The sequence below is a fragment of the Cupriavidus sp. 30B13 genome, from assembly GCF_049059565.2.
Lineage (GTDB): Bacteria > Pseudomonadota > Gammaproteobacteria > Burkholderiales > Burkholderiaceae > Cupriavidus.
Map to the genome: position 1 here is coordinate 2706541 of NZ_CP188224.1, position 24479 is coordinate 2731019.

Annotated in this window: 21 protein-coding genes; 10 read left to right on the top strand and 11 right to left on the bottom strand. The window is 70.5% G+C overall.

The features are described from left to right. Nucleotides 1-7: 7 nt before the first annotated feature. The 5 genes from ACKI2N_RS31140 to ACKI2N_RS31160 form a co-directional block, all read right to left on the bottom strand. On the bottom strand, nucleotides 8-3226 hold the full coding sequence (locus tag ACKI2N_RS31140) for an efflux RND transporter permease subunit (RefSeq protein WP_420992177.1): 3219 nt from the start codon (nucleotides 3224-3226) through the stop codon (nucleotides 8-10). Nucleotides 3227-3253: 27 nt separating this feature from the next. After that, entirely contained in the window at nucleotides 3254-4426 is a 1173-nt protein-coding gene (locus tag ACKI2N_RS31145) for an efflux RND transporter periplasmic adaptor subunit (RefSeq protein WP_420992176.1), read from the bottom strand. Between the two features lie 255 nt (nucleotides 4427-4681). Continuing rightward, nucleotides 4682-5470: an alpha/beta hydrolase gene (locus ACKI2N_RS31150; protein ID WP_426990871.1), complete on the bottom strand. Its 789-nt coding sequence runs from the start codon at nucleotides 5468-5470 to the stop codon at nucleotides 4682-4684. A 172-nt stretch (nucleotides 5471-5642) separates the two neighbouring features. After that, nucleotides 5643-6617, bottom strand: a complete 975-nt coding sequence (locus ACKI2N_RS31155) for a LysR family transcriptional regulator (RefSeq protein ID WP_420992174.1) — start codon at nucleotides 6615-6617, stop codon at nucleotides 5643-5645. Nucleotides 6618-6648: 31 nt separating this feature from the next. Next, a complete protein-coding gene (locus ACKI2N_RS31160) occupies nucleotides 6649-7314 on the bottom strand; it encodes a gamma-glutamylcyclotransferase (protein ID WP_420992173.1) in 666 nt (221 codons plus the stop codon). Between the two features lie 210 nt (nucleotides 7315-7524). Between ACKI2N_RS31160 and ACKI2N_RS31165 the strand changes: the two genes are divergently transcribed. The 3 genes from ACKI2N_RS31165 to egtD all read left to right on the top strand — a co-directional run bounded on the left by ACKI2N_RS31165 (nucleotide 7525) and on the right by egtD (nucleotide 11030). Continuing rightward, the gene (locus ACKI2N_RS31165) at nucleotides 7525-8433 is read left to right on the top strand and encodes a LysR family transcriptional regulator (RefSeq protein WP_420992172.1); all 909 of its coding nucleotides are present in this window, start codon (nucleotides 7525-7527) and stop codon (nucleotides 8431-8433) included. Nucleotides 8434-8815: 382 nt separating this feature from the next. Next, nucleotides 8816-10057 carry an ergothioneine biosynthesis protein EgtB gene (egtB, locus tag ACKI2N_RS31170; RefSeq protein ID WP_420992171.1) on the top strand — a complete coding sequence of 414 codons (1242 nt, stop codon included), beginning with the start codon at nucleotides 8816-8818 and terminating at the stop codon, nucleotides 10055-10057. Further along, nucleotides 10050-11030, top strand: a complete 981-nt coding sequence (gene egtD / locus ACKI2N_RS31175; RefSeq protein WP_420992530.1) for an L-histidine N(alpha)-methyltransferase — start codon at nucleotides 10050-10052, stop codon at nucleotides 11028-11030. Before egtB ends, egtD begins: the two co-directional genes overlap by 8 nt. Before the next feature lie 34 nt (nucleotides 11031-11064). Here egtD and ACKI2N_RS31180 read toward each other — a convergent pair whose 3' ends face one another. The 5 genes from ACKI2N_RS31180 to ACKI2N_RS31200 all read right to left on the bottom strand — a co-directional run bounded on the left by ACKI2N_RS31180 (nucleotide 11065) and on the right by ACKI2N_RS31200 (nucleotide 16195). After that, nucleotides 11065-12438, bottom strand: a complete 1374-nt coding sequence (locus ACKI2N_RS31180; protein ID WP_420992170.1) for an HdeD family acid-resistance protein — start codon at nucleotides 12436-12438, stop codon at nucleotides 11065-11067. A 212-nt stretch (nucleotides 12439-12650) separates the two neighbouring features. Next, nucleotides 12651-13163 (bottom strand): aconitase X swivel domain-containing protein, encoded by a 513-nt coding sequence (locus ACKI2N_RS31185; RefSeq protein WP_420992169.1) that lies wholly within the window; start codon nucleotides 13161-13163, stop codon nucleotides 12651-12653. Then, nucleotides 13160-14389 (bottom strand): aconitase X, encoded by a 1230-nt coding sequence (locus tag ACKI2N_RS31190; protein ID WP_420992168.1) that lies wholly within the window; start codon nucleotides 14387-14389, stop codon nucleotides 13160-13162. The genes ACKI2N_RS31185 and ACKI2N_RS31190 overlap by 4 nt, the downstream gene beginning before the upstream one ends. A gap of 53 nt (nucleotides 14390-14442) precedes the next feature. Further along, nucleotides 14443-15207 carry a GntR family transcriptional regulator gene (locus ACKI2N_RS31195; protein WP_420992167.1) on the bottom strand — a complete coding sequence of 255 codons (765 nt, stop codon included), beginning with the start codon at nucleotides 15205-15207 and terminating at the stop codon, nucleotides 14443-14445. After that, nucleotides 15200-16195 carry a tripartite tricarboxylate transporter substrate binding protein gene (locus ACKI2N_RS31200; protein WP_420992166.1) on the bottom strand — a complete coding sequence of 332 codons (996 nt, stop codon included), beginning with the start codon at nucleotides 16193-16195 and terminating at the stop codon, nucleotides 15200-15202. The genes ACKI2N_RS31195 and ACKI2N_RS31200 overlap by 8 nt, the downstream gene beginning before the upstream one ends. Nucleotides 16196-16401: 206 nt before the next feature. Between ACKI2N_RS31200 and ACKI2N_RS31205 the strand changes: the two genes are divergently transcribed. Continuing rightward, nucleotides 16402-17082: a TetR/AcrR family transcriptional regulator gene (locus ACKI2N_RS31205; protein ID WP_420992165.1), complete on the top strand. Its 681-nt coding sequence runs from the start codon at nucleotides 16402-16404 to the stop codon at nucleotides 17080-17082. 175 nt (nucleotides 17083-17257) lie between these two features. After that, nucleotides 17258-18304: an aldo/keto reductase gene (locus ACKI2N_RS31210; protein WP_420992164.1), complete on the top strand. Its 1047-nt coding sequence runs from the start codon at nucleotides 17258-17260 to the stop codon at nucleotides 18302-18304. Nucleotides 18305-18383: 79 nt separating this feature from the next. Here the strand turns inward: ACKI2N_RS31210 and ACKI2N_RS31215 are convergent, their stop codons facing one another. Continuing rightward, the gene (locus tag ACKI2N_RS31215; RefSeq protein ID WP_420992163.1) at nucleotides 18384-18554 is read right to left on the bottom strand and encodes a hypothetical protein; all 171 of its coding nucleotides are present in this window, start codon (nucleotides 18552-18554) and stop codon (nucleotides 18384-18386) included. A 152-nt stretch (nucleotides 18555-18706) separates the two neighbouring features. Between ACKI2N_RS31215 and ACKI2N_RS31220 the strand changes: the two genes are divergently transcribed. Genes ACKI2N_RS31220 through ACKI2N_RS31240 form a run of 5 tightly spaced genes read left to right on the top strand, consistent with a single transcriptional unit; the run spans nucleotide 18707 to nucleotide 24205 of the window. Then, nucleotides 18707-20332: an ABC transporter substrate-binding protein gene (locus tag ACKI2N_RS31220; RefSeq protein ID WP_420992162.1), complete on the top strand. Its 1626-nt coding sequence runs from the start codon at nucleotides 18707-18709 to the stop codon at nucleotides 20330-20332. Between the two features lie 5 nt (nucleotides 20333-20337). After that, complete coding sequence (locus ACKI2N_RS31225) at nucleotides 20338-21345, top strand: ABC transporter permease (protein WP_420992161.1); 1008 nt, start codon at nucleotides 20338-20340, stop codon at nucleotides 21343-21345. Continuing rightward, the gene (locus ACKI2N_RS31230) at nucleotides 21342-22226 is read left to right on the top strand and encodes an ABC transporter permease (protein WP_420992160.1); all 885 of its coding nucleotides are present in this window, start codon (nucleotides 21342-21344) and stop codon (nucleotides 22224-22226) included. The genes ACKI2N_RS31225 and ACKI2N_RS31230 overlap by 4 nt, the downstream gene beginning before the upstream one ends. Nucleotides 22227-22238: 12 nt before the next feature. Further along, nucleotides 22239-23255 (top strand): ABC transporter ATP-binding protein, encoded by a 1017-nt coding sequence (locus tag ACKI2N_RS31235; RefSeq protein ID WP_420992159.1) that lies wholly within the window; start codon nucleotides 22239-22241, stop codon nucleotides 23253-23255. Next, a complete protein-coding gene (locus ACKI2N_RS31240; RefSeq protein WP_420992158.1) occupies nucleotides 23252-24205 on the top strand; it encodes an ABC transporter ATP-binding protein in 954 nt (317 codons plus the stop codon). Before ACKI2N_RS31235 ends, ACKI2N_RS31240 begins: the two co-directional genes overlap by 4 nt. The last annotated feature ends 274 nt before the right edge of the window (nucleotides 24206-24479 follow it).

Below are 24479 nucleotides of genomic sequence, written 5' to 3' on the forward strand. Positions count from 1 at the left end.
TTGGTCCTTACTCGGCCGAAGCCACCGAGGACACGTGGGCGGCCGGCGCGTGCTCGACGTGCAGCGGCTGCGTATGGGTGCGATGCTTGTCCACCAGCGGCTTGCCGCCGGCCATCTTGCGCAGCGCCACGTAGAACACCGGCGTGAGCATCAGCCCGAACAGCGTCACGCCGAGCATGCCGAAGAACACCGCGATGCCCATCGCGCGGCGCATTTCCGAACCCGCGCCGGTCGACGTCACCAGGGGAATCACACCCATGATGAAGGCGAACGAGGTCATCAGGATCGGGCGCAGGCGCAGGCGGCTGGCTTCGATCGCGGCCTGCACGATGGTGCGGCCCTGCATCTCCAGCTCGCGGGCGAACTCCACGATCAGGATCGCGTTCTTGGCCGACAGCCCCACCAGCACCATCAGGCCGATCTGCGTGAAGATGTTGTTGTCGCCCTTGGTCAGCCACACCCCCAGCAGCGCCGACAGGATGCTCATCGGCACGATCAGCAGGATGGCCAGCGGCAGCGTCAGGCTTTCATACATCGCGGCCAGCACCAGGAACACCAGCAGCACGCTGATCGGGAACACCCACAGCGCGGCGTTGCCGGTCAGGATCTGCTGGTAGGTCAGGTCGGTCCACTCCAGCTTGATGCCGCGCGGCAGCACTTCGGCCGCGATGCGCTCCACTGCCGCCTTGGCCTGGCCCGACGAGTAGCCGGGCGCCGGGCCGCCGTTGATGTCGGCGGCGGTGAAGCCGTTGTAGCGCACCACCATTTCCGGGCCGTAGGTCGGCGTCACCTTGACCAGCGACGACAGCGGCACCATCTCGCCGGCGGCGTTGCGGGTCTTGAGCTGCAGCACGTCCGCCGCGGTGGCGCGGAACTGCTGGTCGGCCTGGGCGCGCACCTGGTAGACGCGGCCGAACTTGTTGAAGTCGTTCACGTACAGCGAGCCGAGGTAGATCTGCATGGTGTCGAACACGTCGGTGATCGACACGCCGAGCTGCTTGGCCTTGACCCGGTCCAGGTCCACGTCCAGTTGCGGCACGTTGATCTGGAAGCTGGTGAAGGCCGGGCCCAGTTCGGGCGCCTTGGCGGCGGCGGCCAGGAACTTCTGCGTGGCGTCGTTGAGCGCCTCGTAGCCGAGCGAGCCGCGGTCCTCGAGCTGGAACTTGAAGCCGCCCAGCGTGCCGAGGCCCTGCACCGGCGGCGGCGGGAAGGTACCGATCTGCGCGCCCTTGATATGGGCATACTTGGCGTTCAGCGCGGCGGCGATCTCCGCCGCGGACTCACCCTTGCCGCGCTCCTTCGACGGCCGCAGCACCGGGAACACCAGGCCACTGCTCGACGAGTTGGTCAGGCCGTTGACCGACAGGCCCGGGAACTGCGGCAGGTGGACCACGCCGGGCTGCTTCAGGGCGATGTCGCCCATCTCGCGCACCACCGCGTCGGTGCGGTCGAGCGAGGCGCCCGGCGGCAGCTGCGCGATGCTGACCAGGTAATCCTTGTCCTGCGCCGGGATGAAGCCGCCGGGCACGACCTTGCCCATCAGCACGGCGCCGCCGAGCAGCACGCCGTAGATCACGAACATCATCATCTTGCGGTTGATGACGCCGCCCACGCCGCGGCCGTAGGATTCCGAGCCGCGATGGAAGACCTTGTTGAAGCCGTTGAAGAACGGCCCGAGCACCTTGTCCATCGCGCGCGTCAGGCGGTCCTTGGGCGCGTGGTGGTCCTTGAGCAGCAGCGCGGCCAGCGCCGGCGACAGCGTCAGCGAGTTGAAGGCCGAGATCACCGTCGAGATGGCGATGGTCATGGCGAACTGCTGGTAGAACTGGCCGGTCAGGCCGCTCATGAAGGCCAGCGGCACGAACACCGCGATCAGGGTCAGCGCGATGGCGATGATCGGCCCGCTCACCTCCTGCATGGCCTTGTAGGTCGCGTCGCGCGGCGACAGCCCTTCGGCGATGTTGCGCTCGACGTTTTCCACCACCACGATCGCATCGTCGACCACGATGCCGATCGCCAGCACCATGCCGAACAGCGAGAGCGCGTTGATGGTGTAGCCGAAGGCCAGCATCAGCGAGAACGTGCCGACGATCGACACCGGCACCGCCAGCAGCGGGATCAGCGAGGCGCGCCAGGTCTGCAGGAACAGGATCACCACCAGCACCACCAGGGCGATGGCCTCGAACAGCGTGTGCACCACCGCGTCGATGCTCTCGCGCACGAAGCGGGTCGGGTCGTAGACGATCTCGGACTTGACGCCGTCGGGCATGTCCTTCTGCAACTCGTCCATGATCTTGCGCACGTCGTCGGAGATCTGCAGCGAGTTGGCGCCGGGCTGCTGGAAGATGATCAGCTGCACCGCCTGCTGGTTGTCCATCAGCCCGCGCAGGGCGAACTCGGAGGCGGACAGCTCGATGCGCGCGACATCGGACAGGCGCGTGACCGCGCCGTCGGGCGACGTCTTGAGGATGATGTCGCGGAACTCTTCTTCCGTCTTCAGGCGGCCGCGCGCATTGATGCTCAGCTGCGTCGGCACGCCCGCGGCCATCGGCGAGGCGCCGACGATGCCGGCGGCGACCTGCACGTTCTGCTCGCGGATAGCCTTGACCACGTCGGTGGCGGTCATGTTCTGGCGCGCCACCTTCTGCGGGTCAAGCCAGACCCGCATCGAGTAGTCGCCCGAGCCCCACATCGCCACTTCGCCCACGCCGGGCACCTGCGCCAGGCGGTCCTTGACGTTGATCAGCGCGTAGTTGCGCAGGTAGGTCAGGTCATAGCGGCCGTTGGGCGAGGCGATGTTCACGCCCATGGTCAGCGTCGGCGAGGACTTGACCGTGGTCACGCCCAGGCGCTGCACGTCCTCGGGCAGGCGCGGCAGCGCCTGCGCCACCCGGGTCTGCACGAACTGCTGCGCCTTGTCCGGGTCGGTGCCCAGCTTGAAAGTGACCGTGGTGGTCATCTTGCCGTCGCTGTTGGCCTGCGACTGCATGTACAGCATGTTTTCCACGCCGTTGATCTGTTCCTCGATCGGCGCGGCCACGGTTTCGGCGATCACCTTCGGGTTGGCGCCGGGATACTGCGCCCGCACCACCACCGACGGCGGCACCACTTCGGGATATTCGGCCGTGGGCAGCTTGGTCAGGGCGATCAGCCCCGCCAGCAGCACGACCATCGACAGCACGCCCGCGAAGATCGGGCGGTCGATGAAGAATTTTGAGATGTTCATGATGCGCTCTCGACGTAGGTCGATGGATTAGGCCGCCGGCTTGGCGGTGCGCGTGGCGTCGACCATCTTGACCGTATTGGCCTTGACGGGGTCGTTGGGGCGCACGCGCTGCACCCCGTTGACGACGATCTTCTCGTCGGGCTTCAGGCCCGAGGCCACCACGCGCAGGCCGTCATGCATGGCGCCGAGCTGGATCTCGCGGTACTGCACGCGGTTGTCCTTGTCGACCACCAGCACGAATTTCTTGGCCTGGTCGGTGCCGACCGCGCCGTCGTCGATCATCACGGCCGGGTGGGCCTCGCCGCCGCCGACCCTGACGCGCGCATAGAGGCCCGGCACCAGCGAACCATCCTGGTTGTCGATGCGGGCGCGCACGCGGATGGTGCCGGAGGTGGTGTCCAGGCGGTTGTCCACCGAGACCACGATGCCGCGGCGCGAGTAGCCGCTTTCGTCGGCCAGGCCCAGCTCCACCGGCACGGCCTGCTTGCCGGTGTTGCGCATGTAGCGCAGGTAGGTCTGCTCGTCGACGTCGAACGAGGCGTAGATCGGCGCCACCGAGACCAGCGTGGTCAGCAGCGGCGCGCTGGCGCCCGTGGACACGATGTTGCCCACCGTCAGCTCGGCGCGCGAGACGCGCCCGGCCACCGGCGCGGCGACTTCGGTGTACGACAGGTTGACCCTGGCCGCCTCGAGCGCGGCGCGGGCCGCCTTGAGGGTGGCGCTGGCTTCGCGCGCGGCGTTCTGCTTCTCGTCGTAGTCGCGGCGGGCGATGGCGTTGCTGCCGATCAGGCGGTCGGCGCGGGCCGCGTCGCTGCTGGCGTAGCTGGCGCGCGCCTCGGCGGCGGCCACCTGCGCGGCGGCGCGGTCGACCTCGGCGACGTACGGGCGCGGGTCGATGGTGAAGAGCGGGTCGCCCTTCTTCACCAGTTGGCCGTCCTTGAAATGCACGGCCACGATCTTGCCCGGCACCAGCGGGCGGATGTCCACCTTGTCGATGGCTTCGAGGCGGCCCGAGTAGCTTTGCCACTCGACGATCGACTCGCTGACGACGGTGGCCACGTCGACCTCGGCGGCCGGCGCGGGCGCATCGGCCTTGGCGGAGGCGACGGGCTCGAAGCCCCGGGTGACAGCCAGGCTGATGGCACCGAGAGCGAACACCGTGCCCAGCGCAACAGAGAGCCTTTTACGGTTGGCGATCATGATTGAAATTCCTTTTCCTTTTGGATCAAGCGATCAAGCGATCAAGCGATCGAGTGGGTCTAAGCAAATCCGGGTATGCCAGCGAACCGATCGATGGAAACCAGTATGGCTACCGCCCGGCGGCGGATAAAGACGGCTTTCTTGCGAACTTTGTATCCACACAGGAAACAATGCGCGCGTGCGAAGCCTTGGTTTTCATGGGTGTTTCCGCGCCTGCCGCGCGGCCGGCGTCGCCTGGCCCGGCGACGGCTCAGCTCACGCGGCCAGGTGCCGGCACAGGAACGCGGCCACGTCTTCCAGCGCCGCCGTGCTCGACGGCAGGTCGACATGGCAGGCGCCGGCATGCCGGCGCGCCTCGGTCGGCACCCCGGCGGCGATCAGCCGCCCGGCGTACTGCTCGCCTTCGCCGCGCGCCACGTCGCGCTCGGCGCTGACCACCAGCGTCGGCGGCAATCCGGCCAGCCGCCTCGACTCGAGCGGCGCCACGTAGGGGTGCACCGAGTGCGCGGCGCCGGGCAGGTAGGCGCGGTAGCACTGCGCGCGCGCGAACGTATCGATGCCGCCGGCCGCCTGCGCCGCGGCCGGCAGCAGCCGCGTCATGCTCGGGTCGAGCAAGGGCGCGACCAGCACCTGCGCCGCGAGCCGGATCTTGCCGCGGTCGCGCGCCATGGCCGCCACGCCGGCCGCGATGTTGCCGCCCGCCTCGTGCCCGGCCACCGCCACGCGCCGGCCGTCCGCCTTGTACTGGCGCGCATGGCCGACGGCCCATTGCAGGGCCAGGTAGGCGTCCTCCGGCGCCGCCGGGAACGGATGCCGCGGCGCCAGCGAATAGCCCACCGACACCACCCACGCGCCCACCTGCGCGGCCAGCACGCGCGCCTGGTGGTCGGCTTCGTCGAGGCCCCCCGCGACGAAGCCGCCGCCGTGGCAATAGAGCACGATGGGCAGCACCCGCTTCTCGAACGTCGGCCGGTAGCAGCGCAGCATGATGTGCTGCGCGTGGCCGGAGATGGGAATGTCCTGGATTTCGAGATTCGGGTTCATGGGGTCGCCACGCACTGGGCAAGCTGGCTGGGTTCGGGATGCAACGCGCTGTACTGTACTGCTTGCATGCGCGCGGATAATCGCCCGCGCGCATGGAAGACAATTCCAGATCCGTGAACGATGAGGCGGTCTTCCGGCGCGGCGGCAGGCGGGACGCCCGCGCGCGGGCGGCTCAGGCAACCACCGGGATCCGCGCGGGCCGGCCTTGCGGCGCCGCCACGGCAGCGGGGGCCGGCATGTCGCCGCGCACCGCCGCGCAGCGCGCGAAGACTTCCGCCACCCAGTCCACGAACACCCGCACCTGCGGCGACAGGTGGCGGTTCTGCGGAAACACGGCGGAGATCGGCATCGGCGCCGGGCGCCAGGGGGCCAGCACCTCGACCAGCTCGCCGCGGTCGAGATGCGGCTGCGCCAGCACGCGCGAAATCTGGATCAGCCCCAGCCCTTTCATGCCGCACAGCAGGTACGCCTCGCCGTCGTTGGCGGCCAGCCGCGAAGGCACCTTGATGTTGACCGTCTCGCCGCCGGCCTCGAAGTTCATGTTGACCATGCGGCCGGTGCGGCTGGAGAAGTAGTTCACGGCCATGTGGTCCTGCAGGTCGTCCAGCGCCGCGGGCGTGCCGAAGCGCTCGAGATAGCCGGGGCTGGCCGCGGTGACCAGGTGGAACAGGCCGATGCGGCGCGCCACCAGCGTGGAGTCTTCCAGGTGGCCGATGCGCAGCGCGCAGTCGACGCCTTCCTGCACGAGGTCCACCAGCCGGTCGCCGAAGCCCAGCGTGAGCTCGATGTCCGGATACTTCGCGTGGAACTCGTCGAGCGCCTGCACCACGATCAGGCGGCCGATGGAGCCGGACATGTCCACGCGCAGCTTGCCCTTGGGCGAGCGCGGCGCGTCGGTAAACGAAGCCTCGGCCTCGTCGATCTCGGCCAGGATGCGCGCGCAGCGCTCGTAGTAGGCCGCGCCGGCCGAGGTCAGGCTCAGGCTGCGGGTGGTGCGGTTGAGCAGGCGCGCATCGAGGAACGCTTCGAGTTCCTTGACGTGGCGCGTCACCGAGCCCTTCGGCATCCCCAGCGAATCCGCGGCGCGCGAGAAACTGTTGGTCTCGACGACCCGGGTGAACACCTGCATCGCTTGTAGCTTGTCCATGATTGCTGCCGAAGGCCGGGTTGCGCGGCGCTCAGCGCGCCGCGGATGGCGCCCTGCGCCGCAGTGCCGCGGCGAGGGCTTCGATGTACTCGTCCGCCAGCGCGCACTCGGACAAGGCGCATTCGAGCGCGAGGACGTAATCCGCGTTGGACCCGAACGAGCCCGAGGCGGCGGCGATGATCGAGGCCACGGTGGCGACGCTGGAATCCCGCTCGTACTGCGGCCGCGCGGTGTTGGCGACGAAGGCGATGGCGGCGGTCTCGGTGCCGTCGGCCAGCGTCAGCGGAGCCCAGGTCGGCAGGTAGGAGCCGGTGACCATTTCGCGGATCCACAGCACGCGCAGTTCGTCTTCGAGCGTGCCGGCGGCCAGCCGCAAGGCCACGCCGTGCGTGCTGCCGCCCGCTTCCAGCGCCAGCATGCGGCCCGGCACCTCGGGCGAGCCGCGCCCGGCGATCATGCGCAGGCAGAAGCTGCGGCGCCAGCCGTGCAGCGTGGCGATCTCGCGCCGGTCGAAGTTCAGCAGCGGGTTCCACATCAGCGAGCCGTAGGCGAAGACCCACACCTCGCCGCCGGCGGGCCGCGCCCGCATGGTCTCGGCCAGCGAGGCGTCGATCTGGCCCTGGGTCCAGACGACGTCCTTGGGCAGGTCGAAACTCCCGAGGTAGGCGCCGGAATTGATCGTCTCTCTAGTGAACATGCATCGTCTCTGTTCGGCTGTGCCGCGGCGCCAGCGCCGGAAAATCCGCCGGCAAACCTGCCGGAGATTCCGCCGCCGACGGGCAGGCGGATGCGCCCGCCGCGCGGGCTCCGGCCACTCGAATGCCGGTGTCGGCGAAGGCATTATGGCTGTCGGCCCCTGCTCGATAAACATGCTAGAGTGCGATTCTTTGTCTCCGGAGCGGAAACAATGTCCGACCGCATCGATGCCTCCGTCGCCGATATCGAAGCCTTCGTCGCCGTCGCGCACAGCGGCAGCTTCACGCGCGCCGCCGAGGGCCTGGGGACAAGCAAATCGAATGTCGGGAAGTCCGTGCAGCGGCTCGAAGCGAGCCTGGGCACGCGCCTGTTCCAGCGCACCACCCGCGCGGTGCGGCTGACCGAGGACGGCGAGACCTACCTGATGGCGGCCGAGACGGCGCTGGAAGGACTGCGCGAAGCGGGCCAGGCGCTGGCGGCTCGGCGCGCCGAGCCGATCGGCAAGGTCCGGCTGGACCTGCCGGCGGGCTTCGGCCGGCTGCTGTTCCCGGCGCTGGCGGAACTGCGCCAGCGCCACCCCAAGCTCACCTTCGAGCTGGCGCTGGCCGACCGCATGTCGGACCCGGTCGCCGAGGGCTGGGACATCGTGGTGCGCATCGGCGAGCTGCCGGCCGACAGCGAAATGACGGTGCGCAAGCTGTGCGACCTGCGCCTGGGGCTGTACGCCTCGCCCGACTACCTGGCGCGCCGCGGCGAGGTCAATTCGGTGGCCGACCTGTCCGGCCACGATGCCATCGTCTTCCGCGGCCCGTCCGGCCGCCTGCGGCCGTGGCGCGTGGCGGACGGGGCCCACGTGCGCGAACTCTCCCTCAACCCGGTGCTGGCGCTGGCCGACGGCCAGGCCCTGGTGGAAGCGGCGGTCAACGGCTTCGGCCTGACCCAGATCCACGACCGCGTGGCCCAGCCCCATGTCGACGCGGGCCGGCTGCGCCACGTGCTGCCGGCATCCGACGTGCCCGGCCCGCCCGTCCACGCGATGATTCCGCTCGGCCTGCGCATGCCGGCCAAGACGCGCGCGGTGCTCAACCACCTGGCCGAATACCTGCGCGCGCCGGCATAAGCTGCCCGCGAAGCGGCCCGACTGACCGGGCCGCGCCTTTTCCGCGCCTCGCCGCATGCATTCCCGCCGGCGAAAGGATATGGCCCCTGCCGCCGATTATGATGCCCCGCGTAACGGAGAGTCATCTCCGGCGGCCTTTATCGGGAACCGGGCATCGATAGAGTGGCAGTCCCGAACCGTCGGCAGGGCGCGATCCGCCGCACTCGCCGGCGCTCCGTCCGGAGCGCGAACCGGAATGCAACCCGCGCACCCTGGAAACTGTTTTTCATTTTCGGCAACGATGCCGGGCCGGCCATCGGATAGGCTTTGTCCCGAGTACATCCCGGCCGCGTCCGCGCGGCGCGGGCTGGCCTTGCAGGAACGATTTCCCCACTCCAAGCGCATGACCGAAACGAATCCCCCGGCCGCAGCCACGCTGCTGCGCCAGTTCCACGCGGTCCGCCAGCACAGCCTCGCGCTGGCCGCGCCGCTCTCCGCGGAGGACCAGGGCATCCAGTCGATGCCCGACGCGAGCCCCGTCAAGTGGCACCTCGCGCATGCCACCTGGTTCTTCGAGACCGTGCTGCTGATGCGGCAGATGGACGGCTACGCGCCGTTCGATCCCGCCTACCAGTACCTGTTCAACTCGTACTACGAAGCGCTCGGCCCGCGCCACCCGCGCCCGCAGCGCGGCCTGATCTCGCGCCCGTCGGCGCAGGACGTGCAGGCCTACCGGCGCTACGTGGACGCCGCCGTGGAGCGCCTGCTGGCGCTGGCCGGGCCGGACGAGCTGGCCGCCGTCGCGCCGGTGCTCGCGCTCGGCCTGCATCACGAGCAGCAGCACCAGGAGCTGATGCTGACCGACATCCTGCACGCGTTCTCGTGCAATCCGCTGCTGCCGGCCTACCGGCCCGCTGCCGCCGGGCCGGCGCCGGCGGCGCAAGCCGCGCCGCTGCGCTGGCTGCGCCAGCCCGGCGGCACCGTGGACATCGGCCACCGCGACAACGGCTTCTGCTTCGACAACGAGCTGCCGCGCCATTCCGTGCTGCTGGAGCCTTATGAGATTGCCGACCGCCTGGTGACCTGCGGCGAATACGCGGCCTTCATCGCCGACGGCGGCTACCGGCGGCCCGGGCTGTGGCTGTCCGACGGCTGGGCGGCGATCCAGGCGCAGGCGCTGCGCGCGCCGATCTACTGGCTGGACGCGGCCGATCCGCGCGCCGGCAGCAACGACGGCAACGACGGCGGCTGGCACGTGTTCGGCCTGCACGGGCTCGCGCCGCTCGATGCCGCCGCGCCCGTGGTCAACCTGAGTTTCTTCGAAGCCGCGGCCTATGCCGAATGGGCCGGCGCGCGCCTGCCCACCGAAGCCGAATGGGAAGCCGCCAGCGATGCCGAAGGCATCCGCCAGCTGACCGGCCATGTCTGGCAATGGACGCGCTCCTCCTACGACCCCTACCCGGGCTTCCGCCCGCTGCCGGGCGTCGCGGCCGAATACAACGGCAAGTTCATGGTCGGGCAACTGGTGCTGCGCGGCGGCAGCTTCGCCACGCCGGCCGGCCATGCGCGGCCGAGCTACCGCAATTTCTTCCCGCCGGCGGCACGCTGGCAATTTTCCGGAGTGCGGCTTGCACGCGATCTCTGACTACCCTCCCGCCGCACAGGCGGACACCCCCGCCGAGGACGGAGGCGCCTCCTTCGCGCGCGACGTGCTGGCTGGACTGGCCGGCACGCCGCGCAGCATCGCGCCCAAGTATTTCTACGACGCGGCCGGCTCCGCCCTGTTCGACCGCATCTGCGAACTGCCCGAGTACTACCCCACCCGCACCGAGCTGGGCATCCTCGCCGCCAACGCGCGCGAGATCGCCGCGCAGATCGGCCCGCGCGCGGACCTGATCGAATTCGGCGCCGGCTCGCTCACCAAGGTCCGGCGCCTGCTCGACGCGTTCGCCCCGGCCGCCCTGCCGCGCCGCTTCCTGCCGATCGACATCTCGGGCACGCACCTGCGCGAAGCCGCGCAGCGCCTGCGCGCCGACTATCCCGCGCTGGCCGTGCACCCGGTGGTGGCCGACTACATGGCGCCCTTCGCGCTGCCGCCCGCGCCGGGCGCGCCGGCGCGCCCGGTGGGCTTCTTTCCGGGCTCCACCATCGGCAACTTCAGCCCCGACGAGGCCATGCGCTTCCTGCGCCTGGCCGCGCGGCTGCTCGCGGGCGGCGGCCTGCTGGTGGGCGTGGACCTGGTCAAGGCGCCGGCGACGCTGCATGCCGCCTACAACGACAGCCAGGGCGTCACGGCCGCCTTCAACCTCAACCTGCTCACGCGCATCAACCGCGAGCTGGACGGCGATTTCGACCTCGACGGCTTTGCCCACTACGCCCTCTACGAGCCCGTGCGCCGCCGCATCGAGATGCACCTGGTGAGCCGCCGCGCGCAGACCGTCACCGTGGGCGGCAGGCCGCACCGCTTCGAGGAAGGGGAAACCATCCACACCGAGAACTCGCACAAGTTCACCGTCGGGGGATTCCGCGCGCTGGCCGCCGCGGCCGGCTTCCGGCCGGGCAAGGTGTGGACCGACGAGCGCCGGCTGTTCAGCGTGCACTGGCTCGAAGCCGGCTGACCCGCGCGCGCGCAGGGCCGCCGCCCGGAGCAGATCAGGACGCGGCCTGCGAATCCTGCGCGCGCCACTCCTTGCGCCGCCGGCGCATGAGGTCGAGCGCGCGGCGCGCGACCTTCCACCACGCGAACGGGCGCGGGTCGGCGAGCATGCTGAGCGCGCGCGCGTAGTCCAGCGTGAGCCCCGGCGTCCACGCCATGGTGACCGCGCGCTTGCGGATCTGCGCGGCCACCCACAACTCGGGCGTGGCCAGGATGCGGAAGAAGCTCGCCCAGCCGGCGCGGCCGCCGCGCAGGCGGCCCGCGGCGCCCTCCAGCGCGGCCTCGAGCGCGTTGGCCACCGTGCTGGAGCAGTTGCGGTACGTCAGGTTGTAGGTGGTGTCGGCGCGGTAGCGCTCCCAGAACGCGCGCAGCTTGCCCGGATCGTAATTGCGGATGCGCACGCGCACCGTCGACGGGCACCATGCGCGGGACTCGGTGGCGTAGTCCGGCTGGAACAGGCCCGGCACGTCGTTCTCGCGCGTGGCGCGCAGGATGCGGCCGAACTCGTCGGGCGAGCGGTCGATCTCCACGCCGGGATACAGGCTGATGTAGATGCCCTCGGGCGATTCGAGCGCGGCGTGGCCGGTCGAGATGACGCCGTTCACGTCGACCGCCGCGATGTAGCGGCCGATGATCGGGTGACGCTGCACCGGTGCGCGCGACGAGCCGGCCGGGGTCCAGACATGGACCGTCAGCGCATGCTCGTCGTCGGCGGGCGGGCCGTCCCAGCCGGCCTCGGCGAAGACCCGCGCGGCGCCGGGCTCGGCGCGGTCGGGCCCGATGGCGGGGTGCTTCGACCGGTTCAGCGCGGGATTGCGCGCGAGGCGGCGCACGCGCATGGCCAGCGTGACGAGATTCAGCCCGCCGAAGAAGAGGAACAGCCCGAGGCAGTAGGGCAGCGTGCCGACGTAGTGGGTCGGGAACGGCTGGTAGAAGAAGACCGCCAGCAGGATCTCGGCGGTCCCCCACGCGAACGCCGCCTTCCAGCGCCGGTAGCGCACCACCCAGGCCGAGATGCACTGCAGCAGCCCGTCGGCCAGGAACAGCGTGCCGAAGATCATCGATAGCAGGAAGTTGCCATGGTGATGGCCGGCCAGGATCAGCATCGCCGCGCCGACCACGGCGAAGCCCTTGACGTAGCGCAGCACGCGCTGGCCGCCCACGCCGGTCCACGCTACGGCCAGCGTGGCCAGCCCCTCGGCGAGGAACAGCCAGGCGAAGAGATCGATGGGGAAATAGAGGACGCCGTCGAGCGCGTCGATGAACACCACCACGCCCGCGACCAGCCAGATGACGCCGATCGCCAGGATCGCGCGGGCGCGCTTGCGCAGGTAGTCGACGCCAAGGAGCAGCAGCATCAGCCGGACCATGATTCCCCCTCCTGTGTTTCTTATGTGTTTCTTCTGTGTTTCTTTTGTCTTGCGCTGCTCTTGTATCCCTTGTCTCCCGTGCCGGCGGGCGGGCATCCCCGCGCGCCGGCAGCCTCGAAAATACCATCAAATGGCCGGCCTGCATTGCCGGCGGCTCCGGCCTTGCCGCCGCACCCGGCCACAAGCCCCGGCGCGGCGGAGCCGATGCCGGCTCAGCGCGGGCCGAGCGCGCCCGGCCCGTGCACCTTGCGCAGGCCCCTCGCTTCGCTGTCTCCGCTGTCTCCGCCCGCGCCACCCCGCGCCGGCGGCGCGGGCGGCGCCACCACGCGCAGCGTGCGCGTGGCCGGATCGATGTCCACCCAGGCCCCGTGCGCGATCCGCGCGGTGATGTCGGCGTCGAAGCCCGCCAGCAGGGTCACGTCGCCGAGCGCCGCGCCCTGGGCCAGGATAGTGTTGACCGAGTTGAGGACGATGGCCAGCGGCGCCATCTGGCGCGATTGCATCTCGTGCAGCATCCAGGCCGTCGCCACGCCGCCCTTGGCGGTGTCGAGGATCAGGATGCGGCCGACGTACGATTGCCCGGCCAGCTTGTGCCCGGGCCGGGAAAACACGCCCTGCAGCCGGTCCAGGTCGTAGCGCGCGGAAAAGCCGTCGGCGGCGACCAGCGCCTGGCCCGTGACCGCGCGGCCCATCGCATGGCGCGCGGTGAAGATCGTGTCGCTCATGCGAGTTCTCCGGTTTCTGCCGCGTCGACGCAGTGTTCCATCGACGCCAGCATGGGGACGTAGCCATATCCGCCCAGGATGTTGACCATCTTGGCGCTGTTGGTGGCCAGCCGCGTCCAGCCCTTGGCCTCGCGGATCTCGCGCGCGTAGGACTGGTAGAAGCACATGCCCGACAGCACCGTGCCGCCGGCCTGCTCGATGGCCGCCGTGTAGCCGAAGCGGTCGCAGTCGGGCTTGACCTGCGGGCTCGTGATCGCCAGCAGCGGGCGCCTGAACCGCCGCCCTTCGCACAGGCCCGCCAGCTGGCGCAGCTCAAACAGGCTCAGTTGCGGCGCCGAGAACACCACCACGTCGATCTCCTTCTCCACCGCGTAGCTCTGCTGCAGGCCGCGCACCTCGGCCTGGCCGATGCGGTGGGCCACCGGCAGCGCGTCGCCGCCCACGTCGGACAGGCGCGCCGCATCCGGCGTGATGCCGACCAGGTGGAACAGCGCGACCGAGCCGAAGCTGGCCATCGCCGCGCCGAAATGCTTGAGCTGGTCGGAGGTCGGCGCGGCGTCGAGCCCCTCGATGACCGGCACCTGCCAGTAGTTGCCCGCCAGCCGCCCGATCACGCCGCCCAGCGCGCCCCAGTCGTTCAGGCTCTGCGGCGTCCAGTCCACGCGCAGCCGCAGCGTGGCGCGGCGCTGCGCGTCGAGATGGAAGCCGTAGCGCGGCGTGCGCCCGGTCAGGCCCGCGGCCAGCGCCGACGGCCCGCCTTCGAAGTTGGAGCGCGCGCCGCTGACCGAATTCGAATAGATGACCACGCCGGTGTCGCCGAACGCGACGTGCTCGCCGCGCGTGGCGGCCAGCACGGTCTGGTAGTTGATGCAGGTGTCGGTCATGCTCACGCCCAGGCGCGTGAAGGCATCGATGGCGCGCCGCTCCAGCTCCAGCATCCATCCGGCCTGGCCCAGCAGCGAGGCTTTCTCGAAATCGGTGCCGCGCGGATCGGTGATGGTGGGAATGCGCACGCGCGCGTCGCCGGCGTCGGCCAGCCGCTCCAGCCACATCACGCCGGCCTGCCCCAGGCTCTCGGTATCGGCCATGATGTGGGCCTGCGACACCGGCACGAAATCCTGCGCGCCAAAGAAGTCGCCTACCTTGATCTGGTGTTCGATGACTGTCCGCGCCACGGTGCCGGCCTCGCCGGCCAGCATGGCTGCCTCTTCGTCGTTGAGTCTCATCTTGTTTTCTCTCCTGTGGGGGATGCGGGTAGCGCGAGGCAGGTGGCCGGCGCTCAGCCGGGCGGCCGCGCGCGCGTCTGCACGCCGGCCAGCGGCCCCTGCGTGGTGACGACGAACTCGTACCGGTCCGGCCGCACGTGGAAGGCCGAGCTCTCGCACAGCGCGCCCTGCTCGTCGAACGAGCGGCGCGACAGCACCAGCGCGAAGCCGCCGCGCCCCAGCGCCAGCGACGCCGCCACCGGCGCGCTGGCCTGCTCGGCGCTGATGGTGGCTTCCACGCGCGCGATGCGGTGGCCAAGCTCCTGCTCGACGATGCCGTAGATGGTGCGCTGGGCGGCGACTTCCTCGCCCAGCGCCAGCGCCGCGTCGGGCAGCCACGACGCCACCACCGCCAGCGGCTCGCCGTCGACCAGGTAGTGACGCTCCAGGTAGGTCGACAGGCCGGGCGCGCGCGGCTCGCGCGTGCCGAACGCGGTCAGCGTGGTCTCGGGAATCACGCCCTGGCAAAGCAGCTCGTCATAGAAGCCGCGCGGCGTGTCGAGCTGGTGTTGCACGCGCTTGCGGGCAACGAAGGTGCCCTTGCCCTGCCGTGTCTCGATCAGCCCTTCGTCGACCAGCTTCCTGAGCGCCTGGCGCGCGGTGACGCGGCTGATGCCGAAGCGGCGCTGCAGCGCCGCCTCCGAAGGCAGCAGTGTGCCGTGGCTGTCGTGGCCGGCATCGATGCCGGCCCGCAGGATGCGGCACACCTGCTCATAGAGCGGCGTGGCGGCATGGCGGTCCAGCGTCGCGTCCGCGTAGATTTCCGGCGCGTCAGTCAACCGTCGCTCCCGAGCTCTTCACCGCGCGCGCCCATTTGGGAACCTCTGACTCCACCAGCGCGCGCAGCTCCGCGGTGCTGCTGCCGACCGCTTCGATGCCCAGCTTGCCGAGCTGCTCGCGCATCTCCGCGCTGCGCATGGCCCGGGCGGTTTCCGCCTGCAGCTTCTGCTGCACGGCCGCCGGCAAACCCGCCGGCGCGAACAGCGCCCACCAGGCTTCGGCCTCGTAGCCGGGCACGCCGGCTTCCGCCATGGTCGGCACGTCGGGCAGCACCGGGCTGCGGCGCGCGCCGGTGACCGCCAGCGCGCGCAGCTTGCCGGCGCGAATGTTGGCCAGCGGCGACTGCACCGGATCGAACATGGCGGGAATCTGCCCGCTCAGCAGGTCCGAGATGGCCGGCGCGCTGCCCTTGTAGGGCACGTGCAGCAGCTCGGCATGCACGGCATCCGCGAACATCGCGCCCGCGAGGTGGCCCGGCGAGCCGCTGCCGGCCGAGCCATAGGCGATCGACTTCGGCTTGCTGCGCGCCAGCGCGATGAACTCGGCGAGCGTGGTGGCCTGCAGCGACGGGTTGACCGCCAGCACCACCGGCGCCGACGCCAGCAGCGAGATCGGTGTGAAATCCGTCGACGGCTGGTACGGCAGCTTGCGGTACAGGCTCTGGTTGATGGCATTGGTGCCCACGGTGCCGAGCAGCAGCGTGTAGCCGTCGGCAGGCGACTTGGCGACGAGATCGGCGCCGATGATGCCGCCCGCGCCGCCGCGGTTGTCCACCACCACCTGCTGGCCCAGCTGCAGCGACAGCGCCTGCGCCAGCGGGCGCGCCACGATGTCGGTGGGCCCGCCGGGCGGGAACGGCACCACGAGGCGGATGGCCTGCTTCGGATACGCCTCGGCGGCCGACGCGCAGGCGGGCGCGGCAAGCGGCAGGACGGAAAGCAGGCTGGCGGCGGCGGCGAAGGCGGCCGCGAAGATTCGGGTGGACACGATGATTCCTCAAGCAAGCGCCGGACAGGCCCGCGCGACGACTTGTATTGAAACGTATTAATACTAGTTTCCGAACGAAGGTTTTTGCACATCCATATGCGGCCCCGGCCACGTACACCCCGCCACGCGGTCGCGCCTAAGCCGCCGATTGCGGATAGATGGTGATCACCATATAATCGACGCGATCCAACCAGGCGGAGAGCCTCATGAGAGTCAGCCGCGCACAGGCGGAAGAGAACCGGCGCACCGTGATCGATACCGCGGGGCGCCTGTTCCGCGAACACGGTTTCGACGGGATCGGCCTGAACGACCTGATGGGCGCGGCCGGCCTGACCCAGGGGGGCTTTTACCGGCAGTTCAGGTCGAAGGACGATCTCGCCGTCCAGGCTTGCGAGCGCGCGCTGGCCGACAGCGCCGAAAAATGGGCGCGCGTGGTCGAGAGCGCCGGCGCCGGTCCGTCGGCCAGTCCGCTGGCCACGCTGGTCGGCCAGTACCTGTCCTGCGCCCACCGCGACCATGCCGGCGAGGGCTGCGCCTTCGCCGCGCTCGGCGCCGACGCCGCGCGGCACAGCCCGGCACTGGTCCGGAGCTTCGAAGCGGGCCTCAAGTCGCATCTCGAGATCCTCGACCGCGCCATGCAGGCCTCGGCGCCGCATGGGGCGCAGAACGATCCGCTCGTCGTGCTCTCGACGATGGTGGGCGCCCTGCTGCTGTCCCGCATTGTCGAAGACGAGGCGCTTTCCCGCCGCATACTCGACACCGCGGCCGGCAGCCTGCTCGCTGGCGATGGCACTCGCGATGACATTCGCGATGACATTCGCGATGACATTCGCGATGGCACTCCCGCCGCGCAGGCCGGTCAGACAGACCGTCTGCCCGACTCGTAGGCGTTCGCCCGCCGCATCGCGCCGTTGTCCCCGGCAGTGCGTTACACGTAACGCCGCTGCGGCTCCTTTCGTCTTCGTCTTCGTCTTCTCGTCTTCTCGTCTTCTCGTCTTCTCGTCTTCTCGTCCTCGCTTTCTCATGTCGGACTCGACATGCCACTTCAATGGAGATGGATCCATGCGCTACAAACTCTTTGGAAAACATACCGGCCTGCGGGTCTCCGAGCTGGTGCTGGGCGCCGGGAATTTCGGCACGCGCTGGGGGCATGGCGCCGAACCCGACGAGGTCCGCCGCATCTTCGACGCCTACGCGGACGCGGGCGGCAACTTCATCGACACGGCCAACGGTTACCAGTTCGGCCAGTCCGAGGAAATCCTGGGCGAACTGCTCGCCGGGCGGCGCAACGATTTCGTGCTGGCCACCAAGTTCACCATGGGAACCGACCCCAAGGCCGGCATCCTCGTCACCGGCAATAGCCGCCAGGCGATGGTCGCCTCGGTCGAGGCGAGCCTGAAGCGGCTCAAGACCGACCGCATCGACCTCTACTGGGTCCACATGGCCGACGGCGTCACCCCGGCCGAGGAAATCGTGCGGGGCTTCGACGACCTCGCGCGGGCCGGCAAGATCCTCTACGCGGGGCTGTCCGACTTCCCGGCATGGCGCGTGGCGCGGACCGCGACCATCGCCGAGCTGCGCGGCGCCGTCCCCATCGCGGGCCTGCAGGTCGAGCACAGCCTGGTCGAACGCACCACCGAGCACGAGCTGTTGCCGGCCGGCCACGCGCTCGGCCTGGGCGTGGTGGCATGGTCGCCGCTCGGCGGCGGCATGCTGACCGGCAAATACCGCCAGGGCGAGAAGGGCCGCGCCGAAGGGTTCGGCGGCAAGGTGTTCCAGGCGGAGAATTCCGCGCAGCGCACCGCCATCCTCGACACGCTGATCGCGGTCGCCGCGGAAGCCGGCGTCACGCCCGGCGAGATTGCCATCGCCTGGGTGGCGGCCAAGGGCTCGCTGCCGATCATCGGGCCACGCTCGCTGGCCCAGCTCGAAAGCAATCTCGCCGCGGCAAACGTGACGCTGACGCCCGGCCAGATCGCACGCCTCGACGAGGTGAGCGCGATCCCCGCCATCTTCCCCTACACGGTGATCGACGATGCGGGCAACCGCCAGGCCTTCACCGGCGGCAAGTTCGACCAGGTCGACGGGCCGGCCGGGCCCGTGGCCTGATCCGGGCAACGCGCGCGCCCGGCCGCGCGATCCGGCCTGCCGCCCGCGCCGGCGCGGCGCGGGCCGATGCCCCGTGCGCTCAGGCCTGCGACAGTTCGCCGCCGACCAGCCGCCAGAGGCCGCGCGGGTTGTCGTGCCGCAGCGCCTCGGGCAACAGTTCGTCCGGGAAGCCCTGGTAGCAGACCACCTCACCGACAAGGGCCGGGCCTTCTGCATTCCTCGCCGCACGCACGCCGGCAAAAATCCGCATATTCACTGTCGTTCTTATTCCTTACCGAACGCCGCCCCGCCGCGTAAGGTTTCGGCTTGCGCGCGTCACGGTCCACACCGCGACACGCAGCGCCGCGCAGCCTCCTGCGCTCTCCATCGCATCCGATTTCCTTCCAAGCCGGAACCTCGTACATGAAGCGTCGTGAATTCATCGCCAGCGCCGCGCCGCTGGGCCTGCTGTTCTCGCTCGGCCTGGGCGACGTGCCCTTTGCCAATGCCCAGACCGCCGGCGGCACGCCCGTGCCCGGCGGCGTGCTCAACGTGGCGGTGTCGCCCGAGCCCACGCTGCTGACCTCGGCCTTCATCACCACCATGAACATCGGCCAGGTCTCGAGCAAGATCCTCGAAGGCCTGGTCAGCTACGACCTGAACCTGCAGCCGGTGCCGGCGCTGGCCACCTCGTGGAGCACCGCGCCCGACGGCCTCACGGTGACCTTCAGGCTGCGCCAGAACGTGAAGTGGCACGACGGCAAGCAGTTCGGCGCGGCCGACGTGCAATACACGCTGCTGGAAGTCTGGAAGAAGCTGCACCCGTTCGGCCGCGCCGCCTTCGCCAACGTCACGGCGGTGGACACGCCCGACCCGCACACGGTAGTGATCAGGCTGTCCTCGCCGGCGCCTTACCTGATCAACTACATCAACACCTACGGCGCGCAGATCCTGCCCAGGCACCTGTACGAAGGCAAGGACGTGCTGACCAACCCCGTCAACAACGCACCGGTCGGCACCGGGCCTTTCGTCTTCAAGGAGTGGGTCAAGGGCAGCCACGTGCGGCTGGCGCGCAACCCGGACTACTGGCAGAAGGGCCAGCCCTACCTGGACGGCGTGGTGTTCAGGTTCATCCCGGACGCCGCCGCGCGCACCGTGGCGCTGGAGGCCGGCGAGATCGACGTGGCGCTGGGCTCCAGCATTCCGCTGTCGAACCTCAACAAGTTCCAGGACAAGTCCCGCTACAGCATCAACCTCGACGACGGCCGCTACCTCGCCACCATCTTCCTGACGCAGTTCAACGTGCGCAAGCCGTACTTCGCCGACAAGCGGGTGCGCCAGGCCTTCGCCCACGCCATCGACCGCAACGCGCTGCTCAAGGTGGTGTTCCTCGGCTACGGCAAGCCCGCCACCGGGCCGGTGCCGTCGTCGGTGGTCAACTACTACGCCGCGCAGACGCGCCAGTATCCGTACGACCTGAAGAAGGCCGCCGCGCTGCTGGACGAAGCCGGGCTCAAGCCGGGCAAGGACGGCAAGCGCCTGAGGATCGCGCTGGACTACGACGCGGGCGGCGGCGTCACCGCCACGCGCCCGGCGGAATTCATCAAGCAATCGCTGGCGCGCGTGGGCATCGAGGTCGAGCTGCGCGGCGGCGACACCGCCAGCTACCTGCGCCGCGTGTTCACCGACCAGGATTACGACCTGATGATCTCCAGCCTGCACCGCCTGCCCGACCCCACGCTGGGCGTGCAGCGGCTGTTCTGGACCAGGAACATCATCAAGGGCGCGCCGTGGACCAACGGCTCGGGCTACTCCAACCCCCGGCTCGACACCATCATGGAGGCCGCCGGGCGCGAGGCCGACGTGGCCAGGCGCCGCGCGCTGATCACCGAGTGGCAGCAGATCGTGCAGGAAGACGTGCCGGTGCTCGACCTGGTCGAGCAGACCTGGGTCACGGTGTCCACCGCACGCTTCCAGAAGACGGCGCTGCAGGGCGACGGCCTGTTCGCCTCCTACGCGGACGCGTGGCTCACGCCGAAGAAGGCCTAGCCGGCATGTCCAGGCCGCGCTCGCCGCTGCTCGGGTTCCTGCGCCGCCGGCTGCTGCAGGTGGTGCCGGTGGTGCTCGGCATCGCCCTGCTCAACTTCCTGATCCTGCAGCTCGCGCCCGGCGACGTGGTGGACGTGCTGGCCGGCGAGGCCGGCGCCGCCACGCCCGAATACATGGCCCGGCTGCGCGCCAGCTTCGGGCTGGACCAGCCGGTGTACCTGCAACTGGCGCACTACCTGTGGAACGTCGCCACGCTGAACCTGGGCTTCTCCTACCGCCAGAACATGCCGGTCTTCACGCTGATCATGGACCGGCTGCCCGCCACCCTGCTGCTGATGGCGCTGGCGATGGGCTTCGCGCTGGTGCTCGGCGTGGCGCTGGGCGTCGTCTCCGCGCTGCGCGTGCAGCGCTGGCAGGACAACGCCATCTCGCTGGTGGTGCTGGTGGCCTACGCCATGCCGACCTTCTGGCTGGGGCTGATGGCCATCGTGCTGTTCTCGGCGCGGCTGGGCTGGCTGCCGTCCGGCGGCATGACCGACATCGGCGCGGCCTATACCGGCCTGGCCCACGTGCTCGACGTGGCCCGCCACGCGGTGCTGCCGGCGCTCACGCTGGCCACCTTCTACCTGGCCGTCTACGCCAAGCTGGTGCGCACCGCCATGCTGGAACTGTACGGCGCCGACTTCATCCGCACCGCGCGCGCCAAGGGCGCCGGCGAGGCGCGCATCACGCTGTTCCATGCGCTGCGCAACGCGCTGCTGCCGCTGGTGACGATGCTGGGCTACCAGGTCGCGTCGCTGCTCTCGGGCGCGGTGCTGGTGGAGTCCGTGTTCGGCTGGCCGGGCCTGGGCCGGCTGGCCTTCGAATCGATCCTGGCGCGCGACTTCAACCTGCTGCTGGGCATCCTGCTGCTCAGCTCCATCCTGGTCACGCTGATCAACATCGCGGTGGACGTGGTCTACGCCATGCTCGATCCGCGCGTGCAACTGCGCCATGCCGGAGGCCGCGCATGAACCTGCTGCGCCTGTCCCTCCCCGCGCTGCCGCCGCGCGCCGCGCGCCTGCTGGCGCTGCTGCGCGTGCTCGCGCGCCATCGCGCCGCGCTGGTCGGCCTGGTGCTGCTCGCGCTGCTGGCCGCCGCCGCGCTGCTGGGCCCGCTGTGGTTCCCCGGCGACCCGTGGGACATGGCCGGGCCGCCGATGCTCTGGCCCGGCGAGGATCCCGCGTTTCCGCTCGGCACCGATTTCATGGGGCGGGACCTGGCCACCGGGCTGGTGTCGGGCGCGCGCGTGTCGCTGCTGGTCGGGCTGGTCAGCACCGCGCTGGCTTCCACGCTGGGCGTCGCCGTGGGCGCGATCGGCGGCTACTACCGCGGCTGGATCGACGCGGCGCTGATGCGCGTGACCGAGATCTTCCAGACCGTGCCGAAGTTCGTGCTGGCCGTCGTGCTGGTGGCGCTGTTCAAGCCTTCGGTGGCCACCGCGGTGATCGCCATCGGCATCGTCTCGTGGCCGCCCACCGCGCGGCTGGTGCGCTCCGAGTTCCTGGTGCTGCGCGAGCGCGAGTTCGTGCTGGCCGGCGAGGCCATCGGCATGAGCCATGCCCGGCTGATCCTCACGCAGATCCTGCCCAACGCGCTGCCGCCGGTGGTGGCGATGTCCACGCTGACTGTCGCCACCGCGATCCAGACCGAGGCCTCGCTGGCCTTCCTGGGGCTGGGCGACCCCAACGTGATGAGCTGGGGCACCATCATCGGCAGCGGGCGCGAGCAGGTGGTGGACGCCTGGTACATCTGCGGCCTGCCCGGCATCGCCATCGTGCTGACCGTGCTGGCCTTCAACCTGATCGGCGAAGGGCTCAACGACGCGCTCAACCCGCATCTGCAACAACGCTAGGAGGACGGCGGCATGTCCCTGCTGGAAATACGCGAGCTGCGCACCTGGTTCGATACGCGCGGCGGCGTGGCGCGCGCGGTGGACGGCGTCTCGCTGAGCGTGGCGCGCGGCGAGACCGTGGCGCTGGTGGGCGAGAGCGGCAGCGGCAAGTCGGTCACCGCCTATTCCGTGCTGCGGCTGATTCCGCGCGGGCGCGGGCGCATCGCCGGCGGGCAGGTGCTGTTCGACGGCACCGACCTGCTGACGCTGCCCGACGCCGCCATCCGCGCCATCCGCGGCAACCGCATCGCCATGATCTTCCAGGAGCCGCTGTCGGCGCTGAACCCGGTGCTGAGCATCGGCCAGCAGATCGCCGAGGCGATCCGGCTGCACCGTCCGCTTTCCGCGCGCGCGGCGTGGGAGCGCGCGGTGGCATTGCTCGAGCAGGTGCAGATTCCGTCGCCGCAGCGGCGCGCCCACGATTTCCCGCACCAGCTCTCCGGCGGCATGCGCCAGCGCGCCATGATCGCCATCGCGCTGGCCTGCGAGCCAGACCTGCTGATCGCCGACGAGCCGACCACCGCGCTCGACGTCACCACCCAGGCGCAGATCCTGGACCTGCTCCGGCGCCTGCAGGCCGAACACGGCATGGGCCTGCTGCTGATCACGCACGACCTCGGCGTGGTGGCCGAGGTGGCCGACCGCGCCGCGGTGATGTATGCCGGCCGCGTGGTCGAAGAAGGCCCGGTCGAGGCGTTGTTCGCCGCGCCGGCCCATCCCTACACGCAGGGGCTGCTGGCGTCGCTGGCACTCGATGAGCTTCCGCCCGGCGCGCGCCTGCCGGAGATTCCCGGCACCGTGCCGTCGCTGCTGGCGATGCCGCCGGGCTGCGCCTTCGCGCCGCGCTGCGCGCACGCGCGGCCGGCATGCCATGCCGAAGCCCCGCTGCTGTCCGCCGGCGCCGGCCGCGGCGTGGCCTGCCATTTTCCGCTGACGCGGCTCGCGCCGCCCGCCGCGGTCGCGGGCGGCCTCGTCAAGGCCGCCGCATGAGCGCGCCGCTGCTCGAACTCGACCGCGTGGTGCGCCGCTTCGACACGCCGGGCGGCACCGTGCGCGCGCTCGACGGCGTCAGCCTGCAGGTGCGCCGCGGCGAAACGCTGGGGCTGGTCGGCGAAAGCGGCTGCGGCAAGTCCACCGTGGCGCGCGTGGCGCTGCGCCTGCTGGGGGTCCAGCAGGGCCGCGTGCTGTTCGGCGGCGAAGACGTGACCGGGCGCGCAGGCGCCGCGCTGCACGACGTGCGCGCGCGGCTGCAGATGGTGTTCCAGGATCCCTATGCCTCGCTCAATCCGCGCGTCACCGTCGGGCGCGCGCTGGAAGAGCCGCTGCTGGTCCATCGCCGCGCCGGCCCGGCCGAGCGGCGCGAGCAGGCCGCATGGGCGCTCGAGCGGGTGGGCCTGCGCGCCGACATGGCCGGGCGCTACCCGCACGAATTCTCGGGCGGCCAGCGCCAGCGCATCGGCATCGCCCGCGCGCTGATGCTGCGGCCCGAGCTGATCGTGTGCGACGAGGCGGTGTCCGCGCTGGACCTGTCGGTGCGCGCGCAGGTCATCAACCTGCTGCTGGACCTGCAGCGCGAGTTCGGCGTGTCCTACCTGTTCATCTCCCACGACCTGTCGGTGGTGCGCCATGTGTCGGACCGCGTGGCGGTGATGTATCTCGGCCAGGTGGTGGAAAGCGGCGGGCGCGACGCGCTGTGGCACCGCCCGCTGCATCCCTACACGCGCGCCCTGATCGCGGCCGCGCCGGTGGCGCGCCCGTCCGCGCGCGGCCAGCGGCCGCCCCGCGCGCTGCTGGCGGGCGACCCGCCCAGCCCGCTCGACCCGCCCGCCGGCTGCCGCTTCCACCCGCGCTGCCCGCAGGCCGGCGAGCGTTGCCGGCAGGAGGCGCCGGCGCTGCGCGAGGCGGGCGGTGGCCAGTGGGTGGCCTGCCATTTCGCCTAGCGGCGCCGGGGAAGGCGCGCCGCCGGCCGGTAGCGCGCCACCCCGACCTTCCTTCTTCTCCACTTTCCCCTCTCTTCCCCCATCCCGGCCGCGCCGCGCGAGGCGCCGGCCCGGCCGGCACTTTTGCTTGCGCATCGCACCACAACCGTGCCGCGCGCCCCGATATCTCCTCATGCCGCGGCCTGGCCGGCCGGATCCGGCACCAACATCGGCCACCGGCCCCGCCAAACCGCTGGCACGCATGTTGCAACACCGCATTCAAGTAACTTGAATT

Excerpts from the sequence above, each read along its gene's own strand:
- ACKI2N_RS31240 (WP_420992158.1), top strand. The coding sequence starts at position 23,252 with ATGAGCGCGCCGCTGCTCGAACTCGACCGCGTGGTGCGCCGCTTCGAC.
- ACKI2N_RS31225 (WP_420992161.1), top strand. The coding sequence starts at position 20,338 with ATGTCCAGGCCGCGCTCGCCGCTGCTCGGGTTCCTGCGCCGCCGGCTG.
- ACKI2N_RS31235 (WP_420992159.1), top strand. The coding sequence starts at position 22,239 with ATGTCCCTGCTGGAAATACGCGAGCTGCGCACCTGGTTCGATACGCGC.
- ACKI2N_RS31140 (WP_420992177.1), bottom strand. The coding sequence starts at position 3,226 with ATGAACATCTCAAAATTCTTCATCGACCGCCCGATCTTCGCGGGCGTG.
- egtB (WP_420992171.1), top strand. The coding sequence starts at position 8,816 with ATGACCGAAACGAATCCCCCGGCCGCAGCCACGCTGCTGCGCCAGTTC.
- ACKI2N_RS31185 (WP_420992169.1), bottom strand. The coding sequence starts at position 13,163 with ATGAGCGACACGATCTTCACCGCGCGCCATGCGATGGGCCGCGCGGTC.
- ACKI2N_RS31220 (WP_420992162.1), top strand. The coding sequence starts at position 18,707 with ATGAAGCGTCGTGAATTCATCGCCAGCGCCGCGCCGCTGGGCCTGCTG.
- ACKI2N_RS31205 (WP_420992165.1), top strand. The coding sequence starts at position 16,402 with ATGAGAGTCAGCCGCGCACAGGCGGAAGAGAACCGGCGCACCGTGATC.
- ACKI2N_RS31215 (WP_420992163.1), bottom strand. The coding sequence starts at position 18,554 with ATGCGGATTTTTGCCGGCGTGCGTGCGGCGAGGAATGCAGAAGGCCCG.
- ACKI2N_RS31190 (WP_420992168.1), bottom strand. The coding sequence starts at position 14,389 with ATGAGACTCAACGACGAAGAGGCAGCCATGCTGGCCGGCGAGGCCGGC.
- ACKI2N_RS31165 (WP_420992172.1), top strand. The coding sequence starts at position 7,525 with ATGTCCGACCGCATCGATGCCTCCGTCGCCGATATCGAAGCCTTCGTC.
- ACKI2N_RS31155 (WP_420992174.1), bottom strand. The coding sequence starts at position 6,617 with ATGGACAAGCTACAAGCGATGCAGGTGTTCACCCGGGTCGTCGAGACC.
- ACKI2N_RS31230 (WP_420992160.1), top strand. The coding sequence starts at position 21,342 with ATGAACCTGCTGCGCCTGTCCCTCCCCGCGCTGCCGCCGCGCGCCGCG.
- ACKI2N_RS31180 (WP_420992170.1), bottom strand. The coding sequence starts at position 12,438 with ATGGTCCGGCTGATGCTGCTGCTCCTTGGCGTCGACTACCTGCGCAAG.
- ACKI2N_RS31150 (WP_426990871.1), bottom strand. The coding sequence starts at position 5,470 with ATGAACCCGAATCTCGAAATCCAGGACATTCCCATCTCCGGCCACGCG.
- ACKI2N_RS31210 (WP_420992164.1), top strand. The coding sequence starts at position 17,258 with ATGCGCTACAAACTCTTTGGAAAACATACCGGCCTGCGGGTCTCCGAG.
- ACKI2N_RS31145 (WP_420992176.1), bottom strand. The coding sequence starts at position 4,426 with ATGATCGCCAACCGTAAAAGGCTCTCTGTTGCGCTGGGCACGGTGTTC.
- ACKI2N_RS31160 (WP_420992173.1), bottom strand. The coding sequence starts at position 7,314 with ATGTTCACTAGAGAGACGATCAATTCCGGCGCCTACCTCGGGAGTTTC.